Origin of the sequence: Bradyrhizobium sp. USDA 223 (assembly GCF_044909005.1) — a bacterium.
GTDB lineage: Bacteria > Pseudomonadota > Alphaproteobacteria > Rhizobiales > Xanthobacteraceae > Bradyrhizobium > Bradyrhizobium yuanmingense.
On the sequence record NZ_JBIYDR010000001.1, the window covers coordinates 1,774,101 to 1,786,071 of the forward strand.

General features: G+C 64.6%; 13 protein-coding genes. 6 read left to right on the plus strand and 7 right to left on the minus strand.

Going from position 1 to position 11,971, the window contains the following annotated elements; genetic code table 11:
• Positions 1-114 precede the first annotated feature (114 nt).
• From ABIA40_RS08090 to ABIA40_RS08105, 4 genes are all read left to right on the plus strand, one after another.
• Positions 115-501, plus strand: coding sequence for an ArsR/SmtB family transcription factor (locus ABIA40_RS08090; RefSeq protein ID WP_404540431.1), 387 nt, complete (start codon positions 115-117; stop codon positions 499-501).
• A gap of 2 nt (positions 502-503) precedes the next feature.
• Positions 504-995: an SRPBCC family protein gene (locus ABIA40_RS08095; RefSeq protein WP_404540434.1), complete on the plus strand. Its 492-nt coding sequence runs from the start codon at positions 504-506 to the stop codon at positions 993-995.
• Positions 996-1,157: 162 nt separating this feature from the next.
• Positions 1,158-1,655 (plus strand): ferritin-like domain-containing protein, encoded by a 498-nt coding sequence (locus tag ABIA40_RS08100; RefSeq protein WP_036013491.1) that lies wholly within the window; start codon positions 1,158-1,160, stop codon positions 1,653-1,655.
• A gap of 129 nt (positions 1,656-1,784) precedes the next feature.
• On the plus strand, positions 1,785-2,051 hold the full coding sequence (locus tag ABIA40_RS08105) for a hypothetical protein (protein WP_271544396.1): 267 nt from the start codon (positions 1,785-1,787) through the stop codon (positions 2,049-2,051).
• A 16-nt stretch (positions 2,052-2,067) separates the two neighbouring features.
• Here ABIA40_RS08105 and ABIA40_RS08110 read toward each other — a convergent pair whose 3' ends face one another.
• From ABIA40_RS08110 to ABIA40_RS08120, 3 genes are read right to left on the minus strand one after another with little or no spacing between them, the layout of a single operon-like run.
• Complete coding sequence (locus ABIA40_RS08110) at positions 2,068-3,282, minus strand: ABC transporter substrate-binding protein (protein WP_404540438.1); 1,215 nt, start codon at positions 3,280-3,282, stop codon at positions 2,068-2,070.
• A gap of 21 nt (positions 3,283-3,303) precedes the next feature.
• Complete coding sequence (locus tag ABIA40_RS08115; protein WP_157280468.1) at positions 3,304-4,278, minus strand: tripartite tricarboxylate transporter substrate binding protein; 975 nt, start codon at positions 4,276-4,278, stop codon at positions 3,304-3,306.
• 35 nt (positions 4,279-4,313) lie between these two features.
• Positions 4,314-5,198 (minus strand): IclR family transcriptional regulator, encoded by an 885-nt coding sequence (locus ABIA40_RS08120; protein ID WP_404540441.1) that lies wholly within the window; start codon positions 5,196-5,198, stop codon positions 4,314-4,316.
• Between the two features lie 216 nt (positions 5,199-5,414).
• Here ABIA40_RS08120 and ABIA40_RS08125 point away from each other — a divergent pair, with 216 nt between their 5' ends.
• Positions 5,415-6,257, plus strand: a complete 843-nt coding sequence (locus ABIA40_RS08125) for a hypothetical protein (RefSeq protein ID WP_036013504.1) — start codon at positions 5,415-5,417, stop codon at positions 6,255-6,257.
• Positions 6,258-6,320: 63 nt separating this feature from the next.
• Here the strand turns inward: ABIA40_RS08125 and ABIA40_RS08130 are convergent, their stop codons facing one another.
• The 4 genes from ABIA40_RS08130 to ABIA40_RS08145 all read right to left on the minus strand — a co-directional run bounded on the left by ABIA40_RS08130 (position 6,321) and on the right by ABIA40_RS08145 (position 10,837).
• The gene (locus ABIA40_RS08130) at positions 6,321-7,532 is read right to left on the minus strand and encodes an ABC transporter substrate-binding protein (RefSeq protein WP_404540444.1); all 1,212 of its coding nucleotides are present in this window, start codon (positions 7,530-7,532) and stop codon (positions 6,321-6,323) included.
• Between the two features lie 42 nt (positions 7,533-7,574).
• A complete protein-coding gene (locus ABIA40_RS08135; RefSeq protein ID WP_404540447.1) occupies positions 7,575-8,426 on the minus strand; it encodes a fumarylacetoacetate hydrolase family protein in 852 nt (283 codons plus the stop codon).
• Between the two features lie 23 nt (positions 8,427-8,449).
• Positions 8,450-9,973, minus strand: a complete 1,524-nt coding sequence (locus ABIA40_RS08140) for a bifunctional 3-(3-hydroxy-phenyl)propionate/3-hydroxycinnamic acid hydroxylase (RefSeq protein ID WP_404540450.1) — start codon at positions 9,971-9,973, stop codon at positions 8,450-8,452.
• Positions 9,974-10,045: 72 nt separating this feature from the next.
• Entirely contained in the window at positions 10,046-10,837 is a 792-nt protein-coding gene (locus tag ABIA40_RS08145; protein ID WP_404540453.1) for a DNA-binding transcriptional regulator, read from the minus strand.
• 147 nt (positions 10,838-10,984) lie between these two features.
• Here ABIA40_RS08145 and ABIA40_RS08150 point away from each other — a divergent pair, with 147 nt between their 5' ends.
• Positions 10,985-11,968, plus strand: a complete 984-nt coding sequence (locus ABIA40_RS08150) for a VOC family protein (protein WP_404540456.1) — start codon at positions 10,985-10,987, stop codon at positions 11,966-11,968.
• Positions 11,969-11,971 lie beyond the last annotated feature (3 nt).

Genomic DNA, 11,971 nt, shown 5'->3' on the forward strand with positions numbered 1-11,971 from the left:
CGAGGTCCCAATTCACGATTGCGCGTTGTGGGTTCCCGCCAATCCAGATCACAAAACTGAGCCGTTCGGCTAACAATTGTTGACGTCCGGGACCCGGCGTGTATAGTTAGCTTCATGGCTAACCAATTATCCGATCTCGACCAGATCTTCGCCGCGCTCGCCGATCCGACGCGGCGGGCGATCGTGATGCGGCTGTGCGCGGGCGAGGCGTCGGTCGGCGAGCTCGCCGATCCCTTCGATATGGCGCTGCCGAGCTTCATGAAGCACATCCACGTGCTCGAGACGAGCGGGCTCGTTCAGTCCGAGAAATCGGGACGCGTGCGCACCTGCCGTCTCAGCGCGGATGCGCTTGTCGGCGCCGAGGATTGGTTCCAGCAGCAGCGCGCGGTCTGGGAAGCGCGGCTCGACCGGTTCGAGGCCTATGTGATGAAGCTCAAGAATGAGAAGGAAAGGGCGGCTGCCAAGCGGCCGTCCCGAGCAACCAAACGGAAAGGTTCCTGACAATGACGAGTTCTGCCAATCCCGCTTTGTCGCAATGGTCGCTCGACCGCGAGATCGTGATGTCGCGCGTGATCGACGCGCCGCGCGATCTGGTGTTCGAGGCATGGTCCGACCCGAAGCATCTGCCGCAATGGTTCGGCCCGAAGGGATTCAAGGTCGAGACCTTCGAGATCGACGTTCGTGTCGGCGGCGTCTGGCGCTTCAACATGATCGGCCCCGACGGCACGGTCTATCCGAACCGGATGCGCTTCCGGCGCATCGAGCGGCCGTCGCTGATGGAGATGGATCACGGTATCGACCAGGATGACGATCCCCGCATGTTCCGCTTCACCGTCACCTTTGCCGAGCAGAGCAACGGCAAGACCGTGCTGATGATGCGCCAGCTGGCCTCGAGCACCGAGCAGCGCGATGGCATGATCGGCTTCGGCGCCGTCGAATACGGCTACCAGACGCTCGACAAGCTGGCGGCCTATGTGGCGGGCATGAAGCGGTGATGCGAGGTGATCGTTCTATCGCAGGTTAGCGCCGGATCCCTCGGCCGGAACAGGCGATGAAGACGGTCGTCTCTCCTGCGGCAATCAGCGCGGCATTGTTAGGAACAATCGCCTGTGCTTGCCGGTTGCGCGAACGACGCCAGTCAAATGGAGAACAGGAAAATGGCCAATGCAGCCCGCGATACGTTCGTGGTGGGACTACGCAATGCGCATGCGATGGAAGTGCAGGCGCGAGAATTGATGGAGCGCCAGTCGGAGCGGCTGGACGAATATCCCGAGGTCAAGGCGAAGATCACGGCGCACCTTCAGGAGACCAATGAGCAACTGCGTCGCCTCGAAAAGTGCCTGGAAGCCTGTGGCGAGAGTACGTCGAGCCTGAAGGATACGGCGCAGTCGGTGATGGCCAACATGATGGCCATGGCGCATTCGGTTGCCGGCGACGAGATTCTGAAGAACACTTTCGCGAACAACGCCTTCGAGAATTTCGAGATCGCCGCCTACAAGTCGCTGCTCGCGCTGTGCGGCGCCGCCGGCATGCCGGAGGCGAAGGAGCCGCTCGAGACGTCATTGAAGGAGGAGCAGCGCATGGCGGCCTGGATCGATTCCAATGTCGAGAAGGTCACCATGGAGTATCTGACGCATCAGCGCCAGGCCGCGTAGTTCTTCGCGTTCCTCGCCGACAGCGAACCACCGGCACGCACAGCGGCCGGTGGCTTTTTCGCTCCGCCGGGTTCCCTGCCATCTGCGCGTGAGCCTAGGAACGATCGCTGCGATCAGGCTTTGGCAGTGATGACGCACATCATCTTCAGCGACTACCGCAACCCCGCGGCGGAGCAAGCCTACGAGATCGCCTGGGACTTTCTGGTGCGAACGGGCGCCATCAGCGACGAATTCGACGCCTGCGTGTTCCTGGCGCAGCGTATCACCGTGATGGTCGAGGAGGGACACACGAATCGGATCCGCATGGCGAACCGCGCGATCTCCGAATTTCAGCGCCATGCCGCGGAACGCGACGATATCATCCGTGGCGGCGGCCGTTACGCCGAAGGGCGTTGAGCGCCGCGAAGCGGGTTCACTCCCTGGCTTTGTCCGTGACGATGTCGCCGAGCTTCTGCCAGCGCACGCCATCGAACTGTACCATCTGGAACTGCTTGTTGACGCGATAGTCCGTTGGCGTGGTCGTCACAGAGATTCCGGGGAGCGTCAGGTCGAGCTCGACGTTCTTGAGGTTGGCCGCCTGTCGCATCACGTTCTCGCGGGTCAGAGCGTCGCCGCATTGCTTCAGCACCTGCACCAGGAGCTGCGCGGTGATGTAGCCATAGACGTTCAGGTTCGAATCCTTGTCGCCCTCGGGATAGTACTTGGCCATGAAGGCGAGGTAGCGCTTCATGCCCGGGTCGTCCTTCCATTCGGGATCCGCGGCATCCTTGACGTAGCCGACGCTGATGATGCCCTTGGAATTGTCGAGCCCGGCGGGCTTCAGCACGGCGCTGAGCGAGGAGGCGTTGATGTCGATGATGTGCAGCGCCTTCCAGCCGATCTCGGCGACCTTTTTGATGGCCTGCGCCGCCTGCTTCGGCGTCGTCGCGCTGAACAGCACGTCGGCGCCCGCATCCTTCAACCGCAGGATCTGCGAGTCGATCGTCGGCTCGCTGATCTCGTAGGAGGTCTCGGCCACGACCATGCTCGCCTTGTCGCCGAGGCCCGCCTTGAGGCCGGCGAGATAATCCTTGCCGAGATCGTCGTTCTGGTAGAGCACGCCGATCCTGGCGTTCGGATGGTTCTTCAGCAGGTACTGCGCGTAGATCCGGCCCTCGACGAGGTAAGACGGGTTGAAGCCCATGGTCCAGGGGAAGTTCTTCGGATCGGTGAACCGTGCGGCGCCGGTGGCGGCGAAGAGCTGCGGGATCTTCTTGGCGTTGAGATATTTCTGCACGGCGACGTTCGGCGCGGTGCCGATGATCTGGAAGGTCAAAAGCACTTCGTCGCTTTCGACGAGCTTGCGGACCTGCTCCACCGTCTTTGGCGGCGAATAGGCATCGTCATACTGGATCAGCTCGACCTTGCGGCCGTTCACGCCGCCCTGGTCGTTGATCATCCTCATATAGGCGGCCTGGGTCTTGCCGATCACCGCATAGGCCGAGGCCGGGCCGCTGAGCGGCACGGTCTGGCCCACCTTGATCGCGGTGTCGGACGCGCCGGGATCGTATTTCATTTGTGCCTGCGCTGCCGCGACCGAGAGGAGAAGCGCGGAGGCTGCGACGAATTTTGTGACGACGTTTTTCATGTCGGTCTCCCCCAGCAATCCTCATTCGCCCTTGAGGCCGGCGTCGCGGATCAGCTTGGTCCATTTCTGCGTTTCGGCGTCGATGAACTTGCCGAACTCGGCGGCGGTGCCTGGGCGCACTTCGAGCCCCTGCGCGGTCAGCTTGTCCTTGATCGCAGGCTCGGCGAGCGCGCGCAAAACCTCGGCCTGGAATTTGTCCACGATGGCGCGCGGCGTCGTGGACGGCACCATGAAGCCGTACCAGCCGGCGGCGGCGACGTTGGGAAAGCCCTGCTCGCGCAGCGTCGGCGCCTGCGGGTAGAGCGCGCTGCGCTCGGCCGAGGCGACGCCGAGCACGGTGAACTTGCCGCTCTGGATGTAGGGCAAGGCGGTCGGCAGCGCGGTCAGCGTGGCGTCGACGCGGCCCGCGAGCAACTCGGTGTAAGAAGCCGCATCGCCCCGGAACGGGATGTTGAGGCCTTTGACGCCGGCATCGCGGAACAGGAGCTCTCCGGCGAGATGCGGCTGCGAGCCGGCGCCGGGGGAGGCGAAAGTCAGTCCGTCCGGCTTCGACTTGCCGTAGGCGATCAGGTCGGGAAGCGTCTTGAATGGCGCGTCGGCGCTGATGATGAGGAAGAGCGGCGCGATCACCACCATCGCCACCGGCTGCAGATCCTTGCGCTCATAGGTCAGCTTGCCGAACAGCGCCTCGGCGGTCGCGTAGGGCGCCGCGACATAGAGGATGGTATAGCCGTCGCCCGGCGCATGGGCGACCATGTCGTTAGCGATGCGCGTGCCGGCGCCCGGCTTGTTCTCGACGATGAATTGCTGGCGCAGGCTGCGGCCGAACTCCTCGGCCAGCAAGCGCAGCGAGATGTCGTTGGAGCCGCCCGGCCCGTAAGGCGAGATCAGCCGCACCATCCGCGACGGCCAGACCTCCTCAGCGCGCAAGGAAAATGGTGAGGCCGATACGCCGGCGGCGACGGCGCCCAGCAGTGCTCGGCGTGTGATGGTCATGACGGCCTCCCGGGGATGGGCGCCAGCTTGTTTGTTCATGTCCTGGCGCTCTTCTTGTTCTGCTTGTGCGTCTCGGCCGTCGGCATCGCCGCGTCGACCATGGTCCGGATGCTATCGGCGAGCGCCGCGATGCGCGGACCGATTTCGCCCTCGAGCTGCCCGGGCTGGAGCCGGAAGGCGGGGATGCCGCAATTGATCGAGAATGATTGTTTCGCTTCGCTGATGTGAAACAGCGGCGCGGCGACGGCATGGATCGAGGCCATGTACTCGCCCCAGCAGGTGCAAAAGCCGCGCCTTTTGCATTGCGCGATGCCGGCGCGGTATTTGTCGCGGAGCGCCGACCACAATCCGGCATCCTCGGCGGCGAGATTGCGTTCCAGCCGGTCTGCGTCGGCCGGCGGCAGGCTCGCCGCCGCAGCGCGGCCCATGGCGGTCATCACGACGGGAATGGGCATGCCGATGTCGGGCACGTGCGGGCCGACATCGCCGGAGCGCGCTGTCTCGACATAGATCATCGATGTCGCATCGAGCAGGCCGATCGAGACCGTGCCGCGGACGCTGTGCGCCAGCTCCTGCATCATCGGCCGCGCTACTTGGCGGAATTGCATTCCGGCGAGCAGGGGATGCGCCATCCGCAGCGCCCGTGCACCGACGCGGTACTTCGACCGCTCGGCGTCGTAACGGAGATAGCCGAGCTCGGCCAAGGTATGGGTCAGCCTCGCCACCGTCGGGCGCGGGATGCCGGTCAGCGTCGACAGCTCCATATTGCCCAGCAGCGTGCTCCCGGCCTTGAACGCCTCGAGCACGACGAGCCCCTTTGCCAGCGTCGTGGCGAAAGCGGCGTCATCGGCGCTCTCGGCCAGCACGGCTGCGGCAGAGGAGAGCGGGCGCTGCGGCTTGGGTGAGTCAGTCGGAGCCATCCCGGAATATCAGACGGACAGATTTCGAATGTCCAATAGATTCGCCATCTGCGACAAAATTGTCCGATATGTGGACACTCGGCTCGCAGCGCTTCTTGCGCCTTCCGGGCACCGCTGCAACGACTGGGCACACAGATTTTTGTCGTGATTGCATGCCGTTCTGTGACAGGATTATTACGACGACGTGTCAGATCGATAATTTTTGCGGAGCGGTTCATGTTGCAGTGGCAGGCGCGGTCAAATCCCCTGGCGTGGTGGTGGGGATCCCTCACGCTTGTGAGCAGCGCCAATATCCTCGTCTGGTTCATGCTCTATCGTGAGTTCTATCCGACGCCTTCGGCCAGCCTCGGTGGCGGCTCGGACATCGGGCTGATGTTCCTGCTGTGCGCCGGCTATGTGTTCGGCTGCGCCTTCCGTTCGGTGCTGCCGCGCGCCGACGTGCAGCGCATCTGCCTGTTCGACACCTGGCTCTCCAGCGTCGCCGTCGGCCGGACGGTGGCGACGGTGGCCGAGCTCTGCTTCGCCGCGCAATGGGCCATCATCCTGCATCAGCTCGGCAAGATGACGGGCGCGGAGACCGCGGTGAACATCGCGCTCGTGATCGTGCCGATCATCATCATCGCGGAATGTTTCTCCTGGTACGCGGTGGTGACGACCAACTTCCTCTACAACGCGATCGAGAATTCGCTGTGGGCTGTGACCTTCTTCCTGGCCGGCATCGCGCTGTGCCGTCTGATGCCGGAATTCCAGGGCGTAGTGCGCTGGGCGCTGATGTCAGGTATCGTCGGCATCGCCTGCTTCCTTGCCTTCCTCATCACAGTCGACGTGCCGATGTATCTCAGCCGCTGGCGGGCAGGGCATGAAGAGGGCAACACATTCCTCGGCTTCCTCGAAGGGCTGCATGACGTCTCGACGCGCTGGGTGGTGACCCACGACATCGCGCACTGGAAGGGCGAGCTAACCTGGATGTTCCTGTATTTCAGCGCGGCGGTGTGGTCGAGCCTCGCGCTCTGCGCGCTCTACGCGATGGAAGGCTATCTGACGCGCTATCTCGCCTGACGGTCAGATTCCAACTTGACGCGTTCTTTGAAGCGAAGCGGTATCCACTTCGCATCAGAGGGCTTACTTGCCGACCAGGCTGCATTTGCTGCGATCGAGCGGGCGGAAGGCCTGGTCGGGCGGGATCGTCGCGACCAGCTTGACGAAGTCCCACGGGTCCTTGGATTCCTCGGGTGTCTTGACCTGCACCAGATAGAGATCGTGCACCATGCGTTGGTCCTCGCGGATGCGGCCGTTGGGGGTGTAGGCGTCCGACACCGGCGTCGCCTTCATCTTGGCCATCACGATGGCGCTCTCGTCGGAACCGGTGTCCTTGATAGCCTGCAGATAGTGGCGTACGGCGGAGTAGACGCCGGCCTGGATCTGCGAGGGCATCGCCTTGCGGCGAGCATAGAACGCATCGGAGAATTTCCGGGCGGCCGGCGAGACATCCTCGAAGAAGGAGGTGACGATGAGATCGCCGCGCGTCGCTTTGAGCCCGACCGCTTCGATGTCGACGTTCTGGAACGACATCGGCACGATCTTCATGCCTTGGCTGGCGAGGCCGAATTCCTCGGCCTGCTTGATCGCCGTTGCATTATCGCCGGCAACGTTGATGGCCAGGATCTTGGCGCCCGACGACTGCGCCTGGAGCAGGAATGAGCTGTAATCGGGCGTGCCGAGCTGCGCCTTGACGCTGCCGGCGACCTTGCCGCCGAGTGCGGCGATGCGCTCGCGTGCGGTCACCTCGATCGAATGGCCGAAGGCGTAGTCGCCGGTGATGAAAAACCAGGGCTCCTTGCTGGTCTGCATGATGCCGGAGACCACGGCGGTCGCGGTGGAATAGGCGTCCTGGGTCCATTGCACGCTGGTTGGCGCGCACGCTTCATCGGTCAGCTGGTTGGCGCCGGCGCCGGAGATGAGGAATATCTTGCCGTTGCTGCGCACCAGCTCCTGCACCGCCAGCGCCGAGCCGGAGCTTCCGCCATCGGCGACGGCCTGGACCCCATCGCTGAACCATTTTCGCGCCAGCGATGCGGCGAGATCCGGCTTGTTCTGGTGATCGGCCTGCAAGATCTCGATCGGCTTGCCGTTGATCTTGCCGCCGAACTCCTCGGCGGCCATTCGCGCCGCTTCGACCGAGCCCGGACCCATGGCGGTCGCGAACACGCCGTTCATGTCCGTGAGGACGCCGATGCGGATGGCCTCGCCCTTGATCTCGGCCCGCGCGGGGAGGGGCGCGAGCGCAAGTGCGATCAGGAGGGTGGCGACGGAGGTGGTGCGGGTCGTGCCCATGGCGTTTCCTTGATGTTATCGTTGATTGATCGATGTTGACGGTCAGGCCGGTTCGGCGATCACCGTGTTGCGCAGGATGCCGATGCCGGAAATCTCGACCTCGACAGTGTCGCCGGGGCGCATCCACAGCGGCGGCGTGCGCTTGGCGCCGACACCGCCCGGCGTGCCCGTGACAATGACGTCGCCGGGCACGAGCGGGCAGATGGTGGAGATGTAGGCGATCAGCTCGGGGATGGCGGTGATCAGGAGATCCGTCGTGGTGTCCTGCACGACATTGCCGTTCAGCCTTGTCTGCAAGGTGAGCTTCGACGGATCCGGAATCTCGTCGGTCGTCACCAGCCACGGACCGAAACTGCCGCTCTCGGCAAAGGTCTTGCCGGCGAGGAATTGGCTGGTGTGGCGCTGCCAGTCGCGGATGCTGCCTTCGTTGTAGCAGGAATAGCCGGCGACGTGATCGAGCGCGCGGTCGGCCGGGATGTGACGGCCCGCTTTGCCGATGACGAGCGCGAGCTCGCCTTCGTAGTCGAAGTCGTCGCTCACCCCAGGTTTGACGATGGGCTGGAGATGGCCGACCTGGCTGCAGGCAAATCGCGCAAACAGCGCCGGCTTTTCGGTGACGGTGCGGCCGGTTTCGGCGACGTGATCGCGATAGTTGAGGCCGACGCAGATGATCTTGCCGGGATCGGGAATCACGGGCGCGAAGCTGATCTTGTCGAGCGGATGATCAGGGGCCGCGGAGGCGGCCAGCCTTGCCGCCTCGGCGAGCCGACCGGTTTCGAACAGCTGCCGCAGCGTGGCGCACCCCGCCATCCGCGCGCCGAGATCGACGACACCATTGTCCTTGACGGCGCCGAAGGTGGGGCGTCCATCCACACTGAATGAGAGCAGCTTCATGAAATGTCCTTGAGAGGGTTCGGTCAGGCCGCGGAGGGCGCTTGGGCTGAGGGAATATGGGTTGGAGGCGCGATGGCGGCGATGAGGCGGTCGAGCTCGGTCTCGTTGCGGGCGGAGCCGCGGATGTAACGGTCGGGGCGAACGAGTGCGGCAATGATGCCGTGCTCGCGCAGCCAGGGCCCAAGGCCGTTGGTATCGTCGCTGGTCAGGATCTTGATCTCCGTCTGCGACAGCGCGAGACGCGATGAGAGTGCCGCCGCCGTCTCGACGAGCAGCACGTGGCTGTAGCCGGTCCGGTCATCGCTGCGGCTGGCGTCGGTCAACGTGAACTGCGGCGCGAGATGTCCGGCGAGCGGCGGGTCGCCGAACGCGAGTCCAGGGCCGAGCAGGGGCTTCTTCACGTCCAGCTTGACCGGCGCGTTCTCGCGCGCTTCGCCGGCAGCAAGGCCGGCCTCGATCGCCTTGGTGTTGATGACACCGCCGAGGCGAATGGCGAGCGCGATGAACTCGCGTACATGCGGCAGCCGCTCGCTCTGATAGGTGTCGAGCAGATCGGGCGCGGCGCCTTCGCGGATCACGCTCGCCAGCTTCCAGGCGAGGTTGGCGGCATCGCGGATGCCGGCGCACATGCCCTGGCCGAGGAAGGGCGGGGTCTGGTGCGCGGAATCGCCGGCAAGCAGCAATCGCCCGTTCCGCCATTGCTGCGCGATGACCGAATGGAACGTGTAGACAGAAGCGCGCTCGATCTCGGCATCGTCGGGCGTGATCCAGCGCGACAGCAGCTCCCAGACTTTCGCGGGTTGCGCGACCTCCTGCGAATCCTCGTCCGGGAGAACCGTGATCTCCCAGCGCCGCCGCGTGCCGGTGCCGCGCACGTAGGTTGCGGGCCGGCGGGGATCGCAATGCTGGAGACTGTAATCACCGAGGTCGTCGCGCGCGCGCTTGAGCAGAACGTCGATCACGAGCCAGCGCTCGTGGAAGCCGAGGTCGTCCATGCCAGAACCGATGAAGCGGCGCACCAGCGAGCGGGCGCCGTCGCAGCCGATCACGTAACCGGCCCGGACCTCGCTGAGCCTCCCGTTGGAGAGGTCTTCGCAGCGGACGCGCACGCCGTGCTCGTCCTGATCGAGCGCGAACACCTCGCAGCGGTTGCGCAAGGTGACGTGCGGCCAGCGGGCGAGGCCGCCGATCAACACGTCCTCCAAATCCGGCTGGTGGAAGCGGTAGCTGAGATGCCAGCCCATCGGCGTCAGCGTTTGCGGACGGGACCAGTCCAGCAGCATGCGGCCGGCTGCATCGAGAAACAGCATGCCGGGACTGAGAATGACGTGCGGCAGGATCGCCTCGGCAAGCCCGATGGTCTGGAACACGCGCATGCATTCATCGTCGAAATGCACCGCGCGCGGCAGATGATAGGTCCGCGCCTCGCGCTCCAGCACCAGCGTCCGCACGCCGCACAGGCCGAGCAGGTTGGCGAGCGTGGCGCCTACCGGCCCGCGGCCGACGATCACGACGTCAAACTCTTCAGACGTGGATTTACCTTGCATGGGGTATCTCTTCCCCAAGCAGGGCCGGCGCTTCAACGCCGGCGTGGCAAGTGTCCGCCCAGCGGACGGCCTCTATTCCGCAACAGGAATGGCCGACGCCGTTTCCAGCAGCTGGCTCGCAAACTGCGCGACCGCTTCCTCGATCCCCAGCGCCGAGCGGATCCAGATGATCGAGATGCAGCCGAATACGGCGCCGTCCCGCACGATGGCAACGGCGATCGACGCCGTCTTGGGATTGTATTCGCCCTCGCTGCGGATGGCGTAGCCTCGCGCGGCGGTCTCAGCGATCATGCGGTCGAGCCGGCCCTGGTCGAGGAAGGGGCGGTCGTCGGCCTCATCGATGCGGCGGAGATGATTGATGATGAGATCGCGTTCGCGCGCCGGGCAGGCGGCGAGATAGGCGCGGCCCGCAGACGTGCGCAGCATCGGCAGGCGCTTGCCGATCATGCCGCGATCGATCGAAAGCGGGCTGCGAGAGTGCGTGGTCTCCTGCACCACCATCGCCGCGTTCTCGTAAGTCGAGAGATCGACCGGCCAGACCAGCTTCTTGCTGAGATCGGCGAGATAAGGCGCCGCCGCCTGGCAGATCACCACGCTGGGATCATAGCCGTCGCCGAGGCTCAATGCGCGCCGGGTGACCCGAAACCGGTCGTCGCTGGCGCTTCGGGCGATATAGCCGAGCTCCTCCAGGGTTTCGAGGAGGCGGTAGACGGTGGGTCGAGGCAGCTCGAGCGCGCGGGCAACGTCGCCGGCGCGGATGCCGCCGGAGCGGTTGACCTCCTGCAGCACGTCGAGTCCGCGCTTGAAGGCGCGGACGCCCTCAGACTGCCGGGGCTGGCCGTTTCGCGTCCGCTCCTTGGACACTTCCTATTTCCTCCCTTGTGGCACATCGCGGCGCGCTTATTGTCGTTGCGAACGCGAGGCGATTGCGGAACGCCACCGTAGGATCGCGCGCGGCCGGTATCAAGCTCGCCGCAGTACGGCGACCGCGATGCCTCCGGGAGGAATTCGATGGAAATCGCAGCGCTCGGATATATCGGAATCAGTTCATCCCAGATCGACCAGTGGAGCCGGATGGCGACCGGCCTGCTCGGCATGCAGCAGGTCGATCGCGGCGGCAAGATGCGGGCCTTCCGCATGGACGACCGCAAGCAGCGGCTGATCGTCGACGGCGGCAGCGATGCCGGTCTTGCGGTGATGGGATGGGAAGTTCCTTCGACCGCCGAACTGGATAAGCTGGCAGGACGGCTCGAAAGCCATGGCATCAAGGTGGCGAAGGGCTCGCGCGCACTCGCTGACGAGCGGCATGTCGCCGAGCTGATCGCGTTCACTGACCCCGCCGGCAACCGGCTGGAGGCTTTTTGCAAGCCGGAGCTTGCGAGCGAGCCGTTCAGGCCAGGCCGTCCGATCTCGGGCTTCCGCACCGGGGCGCTCGGCATGGGGCATGTCGTGCTCAACGTGGAGAATGTCGAGATGCTGTTGCCGTTCTATCGCGACGTGCTCGGCTTTCACGTCTCCGATTTCGCGCTGAAGCCTTACGGGCTTTATTTCTTCCACGTCAACGGCCGCCACCACTCCTTTGCGATGGTCGGCTCGGGACGGAAGGCGATGCATCATTTCATGGTCGAGCTCGGCTGCCTCGATGATGTCGGGCAGGGCTACGACCTCGCGCAGATGGACGAGGGACGCATCGCCTACACACTGGGCCGGCACACCAATGACCACATGACCTCGTTCTACGTGAATACGCCGTCCGGCTTCTTCATCGAATATGGCTGGGGCGGACGCGTCATCGATCCCGAAAACTGGCAGCCGCACGAGACCTTTGATGGGCCCTCCCTTTGGGGCCACGAGCGGCTGCATATGCCGGAAGAGCAGCGCACGCGATTGCGCGACATGCGGCTCGACGCGGCTGCCCGCGGCGTGCGCGTCGCCGATCCGCGCGTGCCGCCGCTCAATTGCGCGTGGCTGGACTCGGTGGTCGCGCGTGAGTGATCT